Genomic DNA, 16,016 nt, shown 5'->3' with positions numbered 1-16,016 from the left:
TTGGACGGGAACTCGGCAGACGCTATCGCGCCTCCCAGCCCTCGCAGTCGAGCTGAGGGCACGGACGGCCGTGTCGCCGGTAGCGGCAGTCTCGACTATCGCCTGTTCGACGGCTGCGGGCCCCGCTCCCGGGGCGCGGGATCAGCTGAAATGTACGAGCAACCAATGGTTCGATAGATTCCCTAAGGTTGTGCAACCTATACAATTTCTGCGATAATAGAGCTGGCTCAACAACATGGGAGACTCCATTGTCGAAGCTGGCATCTCTAATTTTGTTAGGCTTGCTTGCGACCTGTTCTGCGGCACACGCCGGTTGCCTCGAGGACGCAGCCAAGTTCGCTGCAAGCATTTGCGGTGAAATAGCGAATGAAGGATCAGGCAGCAGCCTGACGGGGAATATCGAGGCCAAGGTAGATGGCTTGATGGCTCGGGCGCTCGCCGGCTCGGGCAAGATAAATCTCGAGGGCAAGACGGATGCCTACAAAGGGGTTATACGCGACGAACTCGCCAAGGATCGTCACGACGGGCGCGATTGCCGGCAAAAAATGGCGCAAGAAGCGATAAAGCAGTGCAGCGCGCCGGCACCACGTACTGAACTCGCAAGGCCGCGTTATAGCTACTTCGCGAACTCCCCCGGTCTTATTGGCGAGGACATCAGCAGATTTGCGAGCATTCCAAAAGTCAGCGTAGAGAACAAATTGATTGGGATCCTTACAGACGTCTCTGAACCAATCACGGAGAGCGGGCGCGAAACGACGATGCACCTGGATGGAATATATTTTTACTTCTTCAAGAGTTGGCTGAGAAGCTTGGCAATAAACTCATCTACCGGGGGCGATGACTGCAACAAAACCGAGTTGATGAACCCGATTTTCAAGCATCAATGCCAACATTTGGGGGGCTGTTGTGGACAGCGGCGAGGCAACTTACAGAAGCGACGAGCGACGCCCCGTCAAAGGTTATTACTACTGGTATTCACCAAAGAAGAGCAGCAAGCTCAGGTTCTTGGTCGAATGGCAGGAAAATCCTTCTCATAAATTCAACAACGCAACATACATCTGCAAGTACGAGAACTACTATTTGGAATACTGCGGGCTCATGCCCTGTCAGTAACAACCAGCATCGTTGTGGATCGATGACGGGCATGTCCATGACGCCGTCCGTATCTGGAAGAGCCGTTCTAGAACAGGACGTTTGGCTCCTATGTGTTGCTGATCGAGGTAACCGCAGGCGCTGGCACCACATCCATCGTGGTCGCCTCCGACGCAGGGCAGAAAGTGACGGACGGAGCCGGGAGCGACATTCTGATCGCTGCAGGCGCCCACGACACGTTGACAGCATCGCGGTCCGATCTGGTCGCGCTCGGTCAAAGCGGCGACGTTCTGAACGGGCAATCGGCTGATAAATCCGGCACGACGAGCTCATTGCCATCGCGGAAAAGACAGTTGGCGGATCCACACCCAATGCTGGCGCCGGCACCCTAAACGCGTGTATCGGCAACAACATCACGGTCGGCGAGAACGCCGCTCCATGATCGACCGCGGGGTCTGCACTCGCGCAACAATCAGGTCGGCCGAAGAGTCTCGGCGCGTGTCGAGAAGATAGGTCCCGCGGGGATGCTCACAGGTGGGCGGCTAGACCAAGGCGTCAGTCACACAGCAGTCGCTGCCTGGCAGGTCTGCCGCCGACGTTAGCTAACCGCCGCGGGAAGTACCCCTACCTGCGAAATGCTTCAAAGGTGTCCATGAGCTCGTCTCCTTCGTATCCGGACGACGCGGAGACGTGACCGTGAGCAGGAAAGATCAGCAGTGACAAGGTCATGTCGTGGTATTCGGAGAACACGACCGATTCGACCACCGGTTCGCGCCGATTCCATACGCCCGCCGGGTGTTGAATTTCGGTGACGCCCGCAGCGGAGCCGAGAGCCGCGAGCGAACGATCCGGGACCGGCGTGGTGATCTGCTTGGCCTTGAAGAACACCCCGGATGCGTACAACGGCTCGCTTCCCCATGACCAGTCGATGAAGCCGTCTTTGCTGACTACCAGCATCGCGCGACGCTTCGTCGTCTTCAGCCAGTTGAGGACGACGGCGGTGAGCGAAACCTCGTATCGGTCCCGAAGCACCTCGAATTGAGCCAGCGTCGGTTTGAGAAAGTCGTGCGTCTGTTCGCGAAAGTCGTCAGGTGGCATGAGAACGAATGCGGCAAAACTGTTTGCCTCCGCTTCCATGCGGCCGTACTCCGAGCTCCATGCCCACATGTCGCGCCTAGAACAGTAGAAGGGCTCTCCCGAAAGGTGACGGTGCACGAGGTAATGGCCTAGCTCATGGGCCATGGTAAAGTTGATGCGTCCTTTGGACGTGTGGCCGGTATCGTAGAAGATCGCCCATTGCTTGCTTTCATTGGGGACGAGGGCGCCTTCGAATTTTCCCGCGAAGTCATTTCCCTCGACGTGAACGATCGGGTCTACCGGGAACACGTTTCGCGAATAATCCTGCGCGATTTCCGCTATCCGGATCGGAAAGCGGGGCTCTCCCAGTAGCTTCTTCCCTTCGCGGACATAGAGCGAGACCCTGGACGCCCAACCTTCCCACGTCGTGGGCATCTTCATTTCTTGCGGCTCCAGGTCTCGATCATGTCCATGACGCGTCCCTTTGTGTCGTCATCCAGCTTGTTGAATTTGCGAAAGAACGCCTCTTTGACCTGGTTGTCGTCGAAGGATGCCTTGTCATCGACAAGATAGTCCGTCGTCGTGTCGAGTACGCGAGCGATCTCGACGAGCTTCTCCGCCGACGGCTTGCGCTCCTCTCGGTTCTCGAGCTCCCACAGGTAACTCTTACTTGCGCCGCTAAGACGCGCGAGTTCGTCGAGCGAATAGCCCTTCTTCTTACGAAGTTCCTTGAGCTTCTCCCGGAGCGAAGCAGGCATTCGGACAATTCCTCAATGATGACAACGCGATAGGCGATGTTCGGTATACCGCACGGATCCGTGCTTGACAAGCGAACACTTTTGCTGTTCGATATACCGAACATTTTCGTATGGATCTTGCGAAGACCGGTCCGCTTCCTTGATCCCGATGGCTCTCGCAGGCGGGCTGTAGATTGAGGAATTTCTCGTGGGCAATTCGTGGAAATACGACCGCGCAAAGGAAGCTATCGACAAGCGCATCGACGAGGTCAAGACCGTCGAGATCGCGGACTACAAGCGAGAGATGTCTCTGCAATCGATCCCCACGAACAAAGCCTACCGCGTCCACGCGGCCCACCTCTACATCGACATCCTCAACATGGAGGATATCCTGGCCACGACTGACAAGGAGGGGGAGCGCTGCCACAAGCGTACGCTGCGCTTCCTTAACCTCCACCAGCGTGCCGTTCACAGGATCCTTTCCCGCTGCGACGCATCACGCGTGGACTTTCACAATCAACGCCTTCATTCCCTCGTTGCCAAGCCCTATGGAGGGGACGAGGAAAAGAAGCGGGTCTGCAGGGCCGTGGCGATCGGCAAGCTTGTGATCGACGTCCTTGCCGAGACCGGAGATGACGACGAGGACATCCCGAACGCCGAGGTCAGGATCGGTATCGACAGCGGTCTGACCTTGGCCGTCAACAACGGCCGCAACGGCAACCGCGAACCGCTGTTTCTCGGATCCGCGGCCAATCTCGCCGCCAAGCTGGCCTCCAACTGGCGCGCCGAGGGCATCTATCTCACGAACGACGCACGCAAGGCCGCCGGACTTGAAGAGGTCGAAGCCGGCAAAGAAGGAACGACGCCGCTCACTTCCGAACAGATCGCACATTGCCAAGACATCGCCAAGCTCGACGTGGGTAAGGACGCCATCGTGAAGGAGTGGCGGCAGGACAACAAGGACAACCCGATCGGGTCGTTCGAATTCTCGCGCCCGACCCCGCCTCTGCGCAACCTGGACATTTCGGTCCTGACGCCCGGCAACTCCCGACGAATGGAGGCTGCTTCCGTCTACGCCGACATCGACGGATTCACGAAATATGTCGCAGCGAACATCGACGAGAAGGCAGCCGACGTCGTGCGTTGCTTCCACGTCATCCGCTCTGAGCTCGATCGCGTCGTCTCGTCCGACTTCGGCGGGCGAAGGATCCGATTCATCGGGGATTGCATCCACGCTCTTCTGATGGAGGGCACCGCCTATACGACTCGCGAAGAAGAGACGATCTCGACCGCGACGCTTTGCGCCGGCGCACTGAGGAGCAGCTTCAATCTTGCCTTGGAACGTCTCAAGGCGAACAAGGTCGATGTCGCCGGGCTTGGTTTGGCGATCGGCTATGAATTCGGCCCCATGACGGTGACACGGCTCGGCATGCAAGGCGACCGGGTCCGGTGCTCGGTAAGTCGCGGCGTTCTCGCGTCTGAAAACGAACAGTGTCGGTGCAAGGGCGTCGAGACGGCGATCGGTCAAGCGGCCTACGACGGCGGGAGCGAGGCGGTGCGAAAGCTCTTCGGCAAGAGCCGCAAGAAGGCAGACCTCGACTACGACACCGCGGTAGACTCGCTCGAGGCCGAGGGGGACAAGGTCGCGAAGGACGCCGCCATCGCCGCCTACGCCGTAGCGGCGCCCGCGATGGCGAAGGCCGTCGAGCAGCCTTTCCGCCCCTTTAGCGACATCGTGTGAATGCCTCCCGATCCGCTCGACATCATCAAGCAGATCTCGGCGACGCATCACGCGCAGCCGATCGAATTTCATGGCGATCACGCCATCATCGACGTTGCTCCGCCGACCGTGTCCGGCGCGCCGGGGCCCACTTATCGGCTGCGGATCGAGCAGGTCGGCACGACTGCGATCGCGCGCGAGGCCGAGCCGGCCTTGCTGCCGGCCTGCTGTCCGGAACGCCACATCAACCGGGACGGGAGCTTCTGTCTCTACTGGCACGAAGTTGAGGAGTTGGCGATAACTGACGAGGAGGGCGGTTCGCTTTGGATGGGCAAGCTGCTCACGTTCCTGCGCAGGCAGCGGATCGCCGCTTCTCAACGCCGATGGCCCGCGAAATCTGAGGCGAGAGCCCACGGTGCGCCCGCGGCCAGGCAACAATCCATCGCGGAGCGCGCCGCCTCCGATCTCGGGGAGAAGTTCAAGAAGCTTTTGGACGCATCTCGGCTCACTACCGTCCGGAAGTCGGTGGGCGGCGAGCGCCGCATCCGTCTTATGCAGGATGGCCGGCGCCTCGTCACGGTGGCCGAGAACGGGCCCCGTCTCATGACCAAGCGAGCTCGTTGCAAATGCGACGCCGCCGCTCGGCTCCGGCTGCCCATCAGCGGCTGCAGCGGGCATGAAGCCGCCCTCACTGACCTTACTCTGGCCCTTCACCGGTGGGAAAGGGAAGAAGCGAAATTCTACGCCGCCCACACTGCCAAGGGAACCAAGTGCTGCGGAACGATGGACGACTGCCCGTTGCGGACGGAGGCCGCGTGATGATCAACAGATTTCAAGGTGAAAGAGGCCGAGCTCTTCTGATCGAGGAACTCAGAAAGCAAAAGATCGTGGCGGGCATTGCCGGTGCTGCCGAGGCCTTGGCGGATAGTGGCGCTCTGGAGGCGGTCGGCAAGAACCAGACCCTCTTGGAGCAGAACGGCTCCGACAACGATATCTTCCTCATCGTCTCTGGAGCATTCCGCGTCATCGTCAACGGCAAGCAGGTCGCGCGTCGGTTCAGCGGCGACTCGATCGGCGAGATGGCGACCGTGTCGCCGATACAGAAGCGGTCGGCGACCGTCATCTGCGACGAGGATGCCGTGGTCCTGAAGGTCGCGGAGCCGCAGTTCTCCGAAATCGCGACGAAGTTTCCCGAAGTCTGGCGTCGCGTTGCCCAGGAGGTGGCACGACGGCTCGAGCAGCGAAACGTGCTGATCAGGGAGCCTAACGAGAAGATCCGCGTCTTCTTGATCTCGTCGGCGGAAGCGGTCAAGGTCGCTCGCGCCATACAGAGCGCCTTCGCACACGATCCTTTCGCCACCATCGTCTGGACAGATGGCGTCTTCCGCGTCACCAACTACACGCTCGAGTCATTGGAGAACGAGCTCGACCGGTCCGACTTCGCCGTTGCCATTGCCCACGGCGACGACCGGACCGAGGTACGCGACGAGAGCTGGCCGACCCCACGCGACAACGTCGTTTTCGAACTCGGATTTTTCATGGGGCGCCTGGGGCGCAGTCGCGCGATACTCATGGAGCCACGAGCTACGCGCGTCAAGCTGCCCAGCGACCTCGCCGGCGTCACGGCGATCAGCTACCGCTTCGATCCAAAGGAGCCGGCCTCTAGCATTGCTCCCGCTTGCAATGAACTCCGCGAGCATATCATGCGCCTGGGACGGAACGTGTAATCGCAGGTCTGCCCGTCCTGGCGGGACGAAATGGGAGGATGGCGGATCTCATTTGCGTTATTTCAGACTACGGTCGACGGAGAGGCGGAACTCCTGCCTACCGCGCTGAAGCAGTGCGGTAAGGCGAAGCTGTCGTTCCGGATCGCGTCGTAGCCGAGCGAAGTCGGCAACCCAGACTATCGGATCAGTCGCGGTGAGGCATCGACGAAAATATGTCGTTGAGATCGCTTCTCAACCAGCTACACGCTTCGTGAATCGCTGGAGTGCCTCCATCGAAGCGGCCGTTGTATTGCTGGCCCGAGAAGTCGGGCAATTGGGTGAAGCCGTTGAAGCGCGGAAGCTTCGAGTTGGGCCGCCCGAATGAGGCAAGTTCAGCGCGGGTTTGCTCGACATTTCTTCTCAGCTCTTCCAGCTCTTCCCTCGGAGGAGTCTCGCAGAAGCTGACGTCCGCACCGGCCTGCTCCCACTTCGCGACAGGAGACCATGCGTAGTAGACCGATGTGCCTGTGCCACGCGGCGAGCCTCGCACGACGGTAAGCGCCCATTTGATCGGAAGCACCGGAAAGAACGCCATTTCCTGTGCTATCTTCGGAAAAGATGTCTTCACGACTTCATAGTAGACCATCTGAGTTCGACGATAAAGTTCATCGAGGACTCGAGCTATGGCGTCGTCGGATAGCATTTCACCCTGCGCATTCCAACCAAGCCGATTCCACCACGGATCGAGCGAAGATACGCCAAGCGAACGTAGAATCTCCAAATCGCTCAACATTTCTCTCACGGAGAAGCTCTCATCATGCGAGAACGGACGCGGCATAACGCGTTCATTTTGGTAGGGAAGCAAAGCATTCTCGAGAACGTCGAGATCCATATCCAGTCGGACAGGGAAGTCGTACTCTTGAGCCAAAAATCGGCAGCGACCCATAAGCCTTTCCTGAGCCAATGCGTGGCCGCCCTGGAAGAATTCCGACGCCACTACCTCCAGAACACCTTCCTTCAACAGATTTATGCCCACCAACCGAGCGCTATCTAGCCGGTAATTCGAAAGGTCAAGGCTGACGCCTCTCAGTATGCCGGGTAATGTAGGCTTCTGTATCTGAACGGAAGCTTCGTCTTGGGGGCTCCTCGCGTATAGCTTGTATGCGAGTCCATTCGATGGACGGTGCAGATCTCCGACGACTCCGAGACGGTCGCCTGGCTCGCTCGTAATCGCTTCGACGAGGCGCGGTCTCAGAGCAGGAAAGAAGTTGTCAAGCGGTTGCTCGATGCCTTCGAGCAGATCGCCAAGATATTCTTCCGCGAGCTGCCTCGGATCGAGCTTGCTTAGCTCCGACGAAACATCGAACCTGTATCGCAATGCGTCGAAATATACCCGAGGGCCCGCCTCGGTAAGGCGCTTCCACAGGGCGGATTGCAACCGGCGGTTCGGAAGCAGCGATATCAACAGAACCGGGAAGAAGGAACCGGCCGAGAGCGCTAGTCCTGGGATCCTAGCGAGCATTTCGGCTTCCGATGCAATGGCCATCTTGCTTGCCCGAAGATAGTCGGCAAGCGCCTCGTGATGCACTTCGATCAAGGAGCCGCTGGTACGCGCGGCATCGCAGGCGACGAGCTCGTTCAAGACGTCTGAAGGAATCCCGGCCTGCTCAAAGAGCTTCAGGATGTGCTCGCCCGAGGTCGGACCATGGAACGTCGCCTCCGCGATGAGCGTCAGAGCGCTCTCTCGGTGTATCGAAGAGACGACGTTGCTCCCTTTGGCCTTCAATAGGTTTTCCAGCCAGGACCGAAAAAGGGGAAGGAGTGTCGCCGGAAATTGTTTCTCGCGCTTCCAGTACTCCAGTGTCAGCTGAAGCAGGAGCGGGTTATCGCACAATGCCAATAAGATCGGAGGCATCATCCCGATGATCGATACAAAGCTATCGCCGCTTTCGGCCAAAACGAGCGTTTCGAGCGCGCGCATTTCTGCTTCCGTCAGGGCGGCGAGCGAAAACAATGGAAGCGCAATATCGGGACGAACCGCTTCGCGAGAGAATACGAATACCTGAACCAGCGGGTAGTCGCGTAAAAGGTTCGTCAGATCGGCCGTCAAGCGGGATCTAAATGAGGGCGACGCCCTGTCGAAGCCGTCGATGACGACGACCACGCCCGATGACCGGATACGGTCCTCCAGAGCAGCCCTCGTGAAGCCGGGCACGTGCGCCGCCACTCGAGCCTGCATGAAATTTAACAGGGAAATGCCCGTCTGTTCAAGGTCCGGCGCCGGAACATCGATAGGGAGTCGCGAACTACCGTCCTGCCACCGGGCTTCGATCGCCTGCCGAAACAGGCGTTTTGAAAGCGTTGTTTTCCCGAAGCCGGATGGACCGCCGATGATGCAGCCTGTCGGACATTCGGCGAGGAGTCGCTCCGTAGTAAGCTCGACTGTGGTCGCCGCGCCTCTGACGGTTCGATCGATGGAGGCCGCGTACGGAAGCGACCGCCTCAGCTCTGCGGTTTCGTAGCGGCCAAAATCGGCGGACGCCTCCAGCACTGTTTTCACGTGGAAAGTACGGCAGTAGTTCACGACCGCGATCTTGCTGAGCAAAATTTCGATGATGCCCCGGTTTGCCGCCAAATCCGAGATGGAGACGTCCAGTACCCGCTCGCTTTCCTGTGTTGGCTTGAGCTGCCAAATCTCCATTCGCTCGCCATTGGTGAGCAGCAATAGAGGGGCTCGTAGGTTGGCTGCATACGACTCACCCTGGAGCCTGCCGTCCGGCAATGCCTCTCCGGGCCTCTTGGCTTCGACCACGACGAGCGAGGCATCGCGTGTGCGCAGCGGACCGTTGAAGCAGACATAGTCCGCTTCGGGCCGCCGTCCTGGTCGACCTTCTCGGAACTCTACGGGGTACTTGGAGGCGATATCGTCCAGTTCATAGCCGAGCGCAAGTAGAAGCGGAACGACGAGCCTATGTTCGACGTCCGCTTCGCTGGTAAGCCCGACGAATGTCGTGTTCCAAAAATCTGACATGCTGAAGGTGTCTCAGGGGACGGCGCGAAGGTTTGGTATCGAACCTAAGATCGCGATTCGCAGAAACACAAGATGACGGCTTCCAAATCGCGCAAGTATATTCGGACGGTGCGCTCAGAGCGCTTCAAATGACCTCGTAGACCGTCGCTTAGGCCGGTATGCCGTTGCCCGGTGCGCGCAGAATCGGCGAGCCTCGTTGGGATGAGCTCAGCCGAAGCATCCACAATGGCGCATTCGGGAACCAACGGATTGCGATGGGTTCGTTCGGCCCGCCGGCTCGCGGCGTGGACGGGCAGCTTGCTCCAGGAAGCTGCGTCCTTTACGCCGACCGGCCGGCACGTAGGGTGCCAAATAGGCGGCGAGGCTCGCCGGGCGACTGTTAGTTCAGCTTCGGACCGAACAGGGACGGCGAGGCCGTGAGCTCGACGCGGTGCTCAAGCCAGGCGATGGTGCGCTTCGCGACCTCCGGATCTCCCTTCTCGAAGACCGTCATCGCGGACACGGGAAATTTGATCCAGTCGTCGACCGCCACGGCCTTGATCGAGTATCGCGTCCTCGCGATGATGATCTCTGTTGACGCGAGAACGCCGTTCGCACCCTTCGGGGCTTCGACAAGATCCTCAATCAGCCGCCCGAAAGCACCGTCGAACAGCGGCGTGCGACTGCATCGAACTGCGGATGATCGATGGTGTGCCCGCACGCGATCATGTCCATGGAGACATTGTTATGCTTGAGATCCTCCAGCGTCGCCGGTTCGTATCGAACGTCCGGGTGACCGGTCGCACCGCAATGGGCGTCCCGTTCGCGCTTGGTAGCGAACGCTTCGAAACGATAATAGTCGAGGGCGAGGGCCAGCGCGATGCCGGGGGTGTCCAGTGTCCAATCGGACTGCGCCCGTGCACTCAGCTTTTTGAGATCCGGGCTGTCGGCCCGGAAGGTCGGCTGCGTGTAGTAGAAGAGTTGGGGGTTCACACTATCCTCGCTGATCACTACGTTAGCGTAGCCGGTCGGCCGTTATAAAAGTCCCGCGGTGCCGGCGGCGCAGATCATTTGCGCCGTTCTTTCGCTGGCTCGTACGGGCTCACCGAGAGGAGCTACTCACCGCAACAGGGTGGCCCCCATTTCGTCGTCGAGCGCGTCCTGCAAACGGGCGATAATGCGCTTCACCTCCTTGCGCGAATACGTGGGCGAAAGATCATCTGTTTTCGGCAGCACAAAAGAGATGCCTTTCGCCGTGATATTCCAGGCCACGCAAGTCTCTTGCTTACGCTTTGCCATGCTGTAGTCCCCTCTCATTTGAGCCGATTTTGGAACGCTCGGGAATCTTGACGATTCTCGACGCTGACGATCAGGTCTCTTCGGCTTGATAATCTTCCTGCTTCCAGCAGAGCTAGGCTAGAAAAATGCGCAAGCTACCCTCTTGGGCCCGTGGAAAACCCGAAATTGGGAAGCTAACTTTTCTTCGCGACAACCCGGCTGAGGTGCTTCGCTCTTAGGATGATGTAAAAGTTGCATTTCGAGCATGCTTAACACCGCGCCGACCGACAATGGCGTCTTAACCAAGGCGCGATGGCAGGTCCCACAGATCCGTGCTCAAGAGCGAGTGATGCAGTTTAAGCTACCTGTGCAAGTGCGTTGAAGTATTAGCTTCCCATCGTTTCCCCAGGTTTTCCACCATTCCGAGCGACGGAAACGCAAATCGTTCACAATCCGATGACGCCACGAGCTAATGAATTCGAAGCAAGCTGCGCATATCAAGGGGCATTGCGCGACCATGTCTCTCGAGTCGGAGTCCTCCGTGTATCTCTCTGTGCCGTTCGAGTGCCGCTATGAGGTCGAGTTCATTCCCTATGGTTGTCGGAGGGCTCGTAAGAAATATTTCCAGGAAAAGAGCGCATCGCTCATCCTGAACCAAGCCGATGCAGCGGATGCAAAACCAGTCTTTCGCATCACAGATACAACGTTGATTGGTCGGCGCCGGTTTTCCGAGGATATTCTGGCCTGGAAAGAAAAGCTGTGGTGGCCCCTCAGATGGTCCTGCGGTTCGGAAGAACATGTGACCGAAGCCGAATTGTTAGGTGAGCTGGCGCACCTGAATGAAGATGTGTTCAGGCAGCACATGCGCCGGGGCGTCCTTGAGCCGCCCCTTCCCAGGAGGAATGAATTTCCCGTTCGAACGCTGATTTCGGATGAATTCGAGACCACGCTGCAGGAATGCCGTCGAAAGGCGCTGTCGTATCTGATGATCTGCGACGGATTTGCATATGTGGCGGGTGGTGAGCCCATCTATGTCTTATCGAAATACGGAATTCACGTCGTTGCCGCCGCGGGGCCGGATCGCGCAGTGCGCCCACGAAATCAATGGATTCATTGCGATCTCAAGACCTTCGACGATCCGCTTGAGCCGATTTTTTCCGCTGATTGTTTCGAGGAAGTGAAAAGGCCGCTTCCGGTCAAATATCGTCGGCGGCGCGTCCCCAGAATCGACGTGCTTGAGCCGCATCCTTTCAAAGCAACCGCTGGGGAAGTCGGCTGAACTCGAGGGTCTACGTCGATTTGTCTCCAGAGGGCACGAACCACGTCTTTGCATTTTCGATCGTGAATTCGACCAACGCTCCGCTCACTCGGGCGGGGTTCGATGTGGGGCTCTTCGAAGATGCTGTACTCTTTTATGCCGACGCGTTGGCGAAGGCCTCGGCACCGGCGGCGACTGGGTCGGTCGAGACGTCAATCGCTCTGACCAGAAATTTTGCCGACAGCAACATTACCCAGGGAGTGCCCTACACCGTTTGGCGCGACAGCAAGCTGACGGCGGAGCAGCTCACATTCTTCAGGGCGCCCTTTCAGGGGCCACTGCGAGTTCGGGGTGCCGCCGGCACGGGCAAGACCGTCGTTTTGACCATGAGGTTCCTGAAAGAGATATACGATCGGCTCGACGCCGGTACTTCTGAGCCGATCCGCGCCGCATTCATTGCGCATGGGCAGGAAACTGCCGATAACATCCGGAATTACTTGATGTTGATCGACGAGCGCAACTTGCTCTTCGATCCCCCCGCCCAACTGGATATGCAGATTACCACGCTGCACGGTATCGCCAGCGAATTCATCAACGTCGATAGCGAGATCGTTCAGCCGTTGTCACTCGATGGCTCCGAGGGACGTATCCTGCAGCTCGAGCTGGTCACGTCGTTGACGCGCGATATCGCGAATTCGGCAGCGGTCGCCAAAATGGCTGATCAATGTCGGCCTGTCTTTCGTGACGCGCTCCTGGCTCCCGCCGGCAGCGACCTCAACAAGGCATTCTGTGTCGATCTGATCGACGAATTTGCGAACGTTCTAGAAGCGCTTGGTACCCGCGAAGTCGACGAGATCGCGGAAAAGTACATAAAGCTGGCATCAGGCCCCCGCGGACTTTGCCAAACGCCAGCCGAAAAGCAAATCGTTCTGGAGTTGTATCGATCTTTTCGAATCGAACTCGTGCAGATGGGGGTGGTTAGCCTCGATCAGTTCATTTCCGATTTCATGAGGTACCTGCAGTCCTTCCGATGGGATACCATTCGGTCTCGGCGGGGCTTCGATTTCGTTTTCGCGGACGAACTGCATCTTTTCAACCGGCAAGAGCGACCAGTGATTGGCTATCTGCTTAAGGATGCTCATTCGCCGCGCGTGGCGATCGCGTACGATCCGCGGCAGTCGCCGCGCAACAGCTTCTTCCCGTTGGCTCGCCGGGACCGTGACAATATCTGGGCCGAAGCTCGATTGGAATCTAATGCCCAGCAGTTCGAGCTCACGACGGTCTTCCGTTACACGTCTCAAATCGCGGCGTTCATGGAGCAGTTGAACCTTCATTTCCCGGCGAACGATCTCTCGGAAGAATGGGAGCTTCCGAAGTTTGCCGTATCAGGCGCAGCCAAAGGTCCGGTTCCGAAGGCCCTTCTGTTTTTGGGCGATGTCCGCATGGATACCGCCGCGGGCGGCTTCAACCTCGACAAAGGGTCGGTGGGCGTCCGCATGGCGCAGGCGGTCGCAATTCGAGCAAAGCAACTGGCCAATCAAGCCAGGGAGGGGGGCGCGGGTAGCGGTGCTTTGTCTCGATCCCCATCGCTTTTCGGTGTATCGGGAGGCTTCCGCTTTCCACGAGGACTTCGTCATCATTTCAAGCCGAGACGAAATCGGTTTGATCCAGAGGCATCCGAAGCGGGCCGTTCTTTCCAACGTCGCAGGGCTGCAATTCGAGTCCGTGCTGTTGATGGATGCGAACTCGACGCTCATAACGCGGCTTGGATCCGGCCTTAATGGCCTGCAGCGGTTCATTTCAGGCGTCTACCTTGGGGCTAGCCGTGCCAAACGGCTGTTGGAGATCTATGCCGACGCCAGTTGCGGCGGTTTCGCCCAACCCATCCGCGATACGATCGAAAAAGGTCTGGTGGAGTTCGACGAACGATAGGTTCCGTTTCTTCGGAGACCTCCGGCATGGGTGTAGCGAGGCGGTTATCCGTAGAACGTGAAGCGGGCGGTCGTTTGGGTTTATAATTTCTTAATCCCAACATCGAAAAGCTGCGATAACATGGGGCTTTCCCGTAAGGGGGCATCTCATGTTGGACACGGCACCTACCGCGCTTTTGCGCGCAATCCTCGACGAGGTTTGTGAGAGCGTTTCACAGTGCGAAATCGAAGCGCGCACGCACATCGCTTCCAAAATTCTGGAGGCACCCACAGGGAGAGGTTTGTCCGGAGGGACTCAGGCTGGTCGGCCGCGAGCCCTCTCGCGAGCGCCCACGATGTGGCGCTGACGCGGCGAGGGGGCGAGATTGAACTTTCAGGTCACGGTGTTGATGATCCTGGTGAGTTACCCGGCTGGATTCGCCCTGATGGCGGATCTCAACTCGATATGGCAATTCTGGCGACCAGCGGCCCCGAGTGGGGCGAACGCACCAAGCGCTTGGCCTCGCGCGTGCCGGACCTCGATATCTTTTCGAACGGGCTGATCGATGGGCAAATGGGTGGTTGGCGGATCACCGAAATAGGGCGATCAGAACTGGCGTTTATGGAAACCCGTCCCGGTGTCGAGCAGACGGTCGAAACGGGCCCCCACCGAAAAAGGTCGAGGCGCTGCTGCATCCGCTGCCTCAGCGCGCTGCACGAGCGCAGCTTAGGCGCGAGCGTCGCCGCGAGGCGCGAGAACGTGCTCGGGCGAACGGCTCCGACCGGAACGAAATTCGTTCGGGCCGCGTTGGCCAGCCGATTTCCCGAACGGAGGAACGCTCATGAAATGGATGATGGTGGCTGCTTGCGCAGCCGCGATTCCGCTCGCTTGCGCACCCGCTGCGGATGCCAAGGGTTGTATCAAGGGAGCCGTCGCCGTCGGCCTTGCCGCGCACATGGCTGGGCATGGAAAGCTGGGTGCGGCCGCTGGGTGCGTCATCGGGCACCACGAAGCGAACGAGAAAGACCCGAACAACGCGAACGTTCAGTCGCAGTCCGGACGGAAGTAGGCCCGATCAAGGTGCTCCAGCTCTGATGCCATCATTTGCGCCGTTCGGAGAGGCAGGCGACGGGATCGCCTCCGTTGCGTTCGGTCGTTCCGATGCGCCTAAGTCTCGAGCACCTTATCTTCCTTTCGCCCGTCACCACGACCTTCAGTGTGTGGTCAGGTAAGGGGCGCTGCAGCGCCTTCGGCTTCGTCCCAAGGAGCGCGAAGCCAGGCGTCAAATTCGGAGGCGCCTAGCAAGTTCTGAAGCATCTAAGTTGAACGGCGCTGGACGAATTCGAGGTCACTTACTGCGCCAGGCCGCGAGCAGATGGTTGCATACACTTGTCGAGTTCATCGGCAGGGCCGCGAGGGGCGCTTCTCATCTCTGGCTAAAGGCCGATCACGCCGCGCTTAATGCCGATTATTACAGCCGATATTCGGTTTCCCACGCCGAGTTTCCTCATTGCGTTGCCGAGATGAAATTCGACGGTTTTTTCTGAGATCGACAAGATCTCCCCAATTTCCCAATTGGTCTTTCCTTCCTTGCACCACTGAAGGCATTGCGTCTCCTTCGAGGTCAACCCATAGGATCTTGTCTCACGAAAATCCTCTACCGCTGTCATACCGCGCCCCCATGCGAAATCCTTAGTCGGGCATGTCCCGATAACCCGAAAATGGCTATTTACAACCGATGCGCTCGGTTAAGCGAAATTGCGCTCTCCGGATGATTATCTCAGTGAGGCGCTTCTTACAACCTCAAATCATCAGCGCTGTCGTGGTGAGCCGGCTCGTGCATTAGAACTGGACTGTTGCATATCGGACTCCAAATCCTTCCAGAGCGCTCTCGGCATAGCTGGCGATCAGTAATGAAATCCGTCAAAAGGAGGCATCACAGCGCGGAATTAAAGCGTCAGCGGCCGGCCACTTGCATTCATCGATCGCACCAATACGACTACTGTGCCGGGCAAGCGCAATCATTTCATGAGCCGACTCCTTTTGAAGTTCGGCAAAGGAGCGATGCGGCTAAACCTATCGCAACGCAGCGAAGCAGCAAATGATCTGGCTGTAACACTAAGAAGAAGAGTCCAAACAATGCGGATTTGATCGTGGCGCTGACGGCCGCCACGATCGCCGTCGACGCGAAGATATTGGATGAACTGAGCAAGCTCGTGAACTGCCT

The 16,016-nt window shown here is 58.5% G+C and carries 14 protein-coding genes; 7 read left to right on the top strand and 7 right to left on the bottom strand.

Features of this window, described 5'->3' with window-relative positions:
• Nucleotides 1-248 precede the first annotated feature (248 nt).
• On the top strand, nucleotides 249-1,037 hold the full coding sequence (locus ACLFLU_RS36310) for a hypothetical protein (RefSeq protein ID WP_426409461.1): 789 nt from the start codon (nucleotides 249-251) through the stop codon (nucleotides 1,035-1,037).
• 679 nt (nucleotides 1,038-1,716) lie between these two features.
• Here ACLFLU_RS36310 and ACLFLU_RS36305 read toward each other — a convergent pair.
• Both ACLFLU_RS36305 and ACLFLU_RS36300 read right to left on the bottom strand, forming a co-directional pair.
• A complete protein-coding gene (locus tag ACLFLU_RS36305) occupies nucleotides 1,717-2,610 on the bottom strand; it encodes an ImmA/IrrE family metallo-endopeptidase (RefSeq protein WP_426409460.1) in 894 nt (297 codons plus the stop codon).
• Complete coding sequence (locus tag ACLFLU_RS36300) at nucleotides 2,607-2,927, bottom strand: helix-turn-helix domain-containing protein (protein ID WP_426409459.1); 321 nt, start codon at nucleotides 2,925-2,927, stop codon at nucleotides 2,607-2,609. The genes ACLFLU_RS36305 and ACLFLU_RS36300 overlap by 4 nt, the downstream gene beginning before the upstream one ends.
• A 187-nt stretch (nucleotides 2,928-3,114) precedes the next feature.
• Here ACLFLU_RS36300 and ACLFLU_RS36295 point away from each other — a divergent pair, with 187 nt between their 5' ends.
• The 3 genes from ACLFLU_RS36295 to ACLFLU_RS36285 are packed head-to-tail and all read left to right on the top strand — an operon-like array spanning nucleotide 3,115 to nucleotide 6,353.
• On the top strand, nucleotides 3,115-4,647 hold the full coding sequence (locus ACLFLU_RS36295; RefSeq protein ID WP_426409458.1) for a transcriptional regulator: 1,533 nt from the start codon (nucleotides 3,115-3,117) through the stop codon (nucleotides 4,645-4,647).
• Complete coding sequence (locus tag ACLFLU_RS36290; protein ID WP_426409457.1) at nucleotides 4,648-5,445, top strand: E2 domain-containing protein; 798 nt, start codon at nucleotides 4,648-4,650, stop codon at nucleotides 5,443-5,445.
• Complete coding sequence (locus tag ACLFLU_RS36285) at nucleotides 5,343-6,353, top strand: TIR domain-containing protein (RefSeq protein ID WP_426409456.1); 1,011 nt, start codon at nucleotides 5,343-5,345, stop codon at nucleotides 6,351-6,353. Before ACLFLU_RS36290 ends, ACLFLU_RS36285 begins: the two co-directional genes overlap by 103 nt.
• 184 nt (nucleotides 6,354-6,537) lie before the next feature.
• On the opposite strand, the gene ACLFLU_RS36280 is transcribed toward ACLFLU_RS36285, so the two are convergent.
• The 4 genes from ACLFLU_RS36280 to ACLFLU_RS36265 all read right to left on the bottom strand — a co-directional run bounded on the left by ACLFLU_RS36280 (nucleotide 6,538) and on the right by ACLFLU_RS36265 (nucleotide 10,641).
• On the bottom strand, nucleotides 6,538-9,363 hold the full coding sequence (locus ACLFLU_RS36280; RefSeq protein WP_426409455.1) for a type I restriction enzyme HsdR N-terminal domain-containing protein: 2,826 nt from the start codon (nucleotides 9,361-9,363) through the stop codon (nucleotides 6,538-6,540).
• 379 nt (nucleotides 9,364-9,742) lie between these two features.
• The gene (locus ACLFLU_RS36275; protein WP_426409454.1) at nucleotides 9,743-9,895 is read right to left on the bottom strand and encodes a hypothetical protein; all 153 of its coding nucleotides are present in this window, start codon (nucleotides 9,893-9,895) and stop codon (nucleotides 9,743-9,745) included.
• 92 nt (nucleotides 9,896-9,987) lie between these two features.
• Nucleotides 9,988-10,335 carry a hypothetical protein gene (locus ACLFLU_RS36270; RefSeq protein WP_426409453.1) on the bottom strand — a complete coding sequence of 116 codons (348 nt, stop codon included), beginning with the start codon at nucleotides 10,333-10,335 and terminating at the stop codon, nucleotides 9,988-9,990.
• A 126-nt stretch (nucleotides 10,336-10,461) separates the two neighbouring features.
• Nucleotides 10,462-10,641, bottom strand: a complete 180-nt coding sequence (locus tag ACLFLU_RS36265) for a hypothetical protein (RefSeq protein WP_426409452.1) — start codon at nucleotides 10,639-10,641, stop codon at nucleotides 10,462-10,464.
• A 520-nt stretch (nucleotides 10,642-11,161) separates the two neighbouring features.
• On the opposite strand from ACLFLU_RS36265, the gene ACLFLU_RS36260 reads away from it, so the two are divergent.
• The 3 genes from ACLFLU_RS36260 to ACLFLU_RS36250 all read left to right on the top strand — a co-directional run bounded on the left by ACLFLU_RS36260 (nucleotide 11,162) and on the right by ACLFLU_RS36250 (nucleotide 14,858).
• Nucleotides 11,162-11,899 carry a hypothetical protein gene (locus ACLFLU_RS36260; protein WP_426409451.1) on the top strand — a complete coding sequence of 246 codons (738 nt, stop codon included), beginning with the start codon at nucleotides 11,162-11,164 and terminating at the stop codon, nucleotides 11,897-11,899.
• A 62-nt stretch (nucleotides 11,900-11,961) separates the two neighbouring features.
• Nucleotides 11,962-13,659, top strand: coding sequence for a UvrD-helicase domain-containing protein (locus ACLFLU_RS36255; RefSeq protein WP_426409450.1), 1,698 nt, complete (start codon nucleotides 11,962-11,964; stop codon nucleotides 13,657-13,659).
• Between the two features lie 971 nt (nucleotides 13,660-14,630).
• Nucleotides 14,631-14,858 carry a hypothetical protein gene (locus ACLFLU_RS36250; protein ID WP_426409449.1) on the top strand — a complete coding sequence of 76 codons (228 nt, stop codon included), beginning with the start codon at nucleotides 14,631-14,633 and terminating at the stop codon, nucleotides 14,856-14,858.
• 367 nt (nucleotides 14,859-15,225) lie between these two features.
• On the opposite strand, the gene ACLFLU_RS36245 is transcribed toward ACLFLU_RS36250, so the two are convergent.
• Nucleotides 15,226-15,459: a helix-turn-helix transcriptional regulator gene (locus ACLFLU_RS36245; protein WP_426409448.1), complete on the bottom strand. Its 234-nt coding sequence runs from the start codon at nucleotides 15,457-15,459 to the stop codon at nucleotides 15,226-15,228.
• Nucleotides 15,460-16,016 lie beyond the last annotated feature (557 nt).

This window comes from Bradyrhizobium ganzhouense (assembly GCF_049949285.1).
Lineage (GTDB): Bacteria > Pseudomonadota > Alphaproteobacteria > Rhizobiales > Xanthobacteraceae > Bradyrhizobium > Bradyrhizobium ganzhouense.
The sequence above is the reverse complement of the archived record's forward strand: the minus strand, read 5'-3'. Positions and strand labels throughout refer to the sequence as shown.

What these genes read in the sequence shown, in the direction of transcription:
- ACLFLU_RS36280 (WP_426409455.1), bottom strand. Translation starts at nt 9,363, where the DNA reads ATGTCAGATTTTTGGAACACGACATTCGTCGGGCTTACCAGCGAAGCG.
- ACLFLU_RS36305 (WP_426409460.1), bottom strand. Translation starts at nt 2,610, where the DNA reads ATGAAGATGCCCACGACGTGGGAAGGTTGGGCGTCCAGGGTCTCGCTC.
- ACLFLU_RS36250 (WP_426409449.1), top strand. Translation starts at nt 14,631, where the DNA reads ATGAAATGGATGATGGTGGCTGCTTGCGCAGCCGCGATTCCGCTCGCT.
- ACLFLU_RS36300 (WP_426409459.1), bottom strand. Translation starts at nt 2,927, where the DNA reads ATGCCTGCTTCGCTCCGGGAGAAGCTCAAGGAACTTCGTAAGAAGAAG.
- ACLFLU_RS36265 (WP_426409452.1), bottom strand. Translation starts at nt 10,641, where the DNA reads ATGGCAAAGCGTAAGCAAGAGACTTGCGTGGCCTGGAATATCACGGCG.
- ACLFLU_RS36245 (WP_426409448.1), bottom strand. Translation starts at nt 15,459, where the DNA reads ATGACAGCGGTAGAGGATTTTCGTGAGACAAGATCCTATGGGTTGACC.
- ACLFLU_RS36290 (WP_426409457.1), top strand. Translation starts at nt 4,648, where the DNA reads ATGCCTCCCGATCCGCTCGACATCATCAAGCAGATCTCGGCGACGCAT.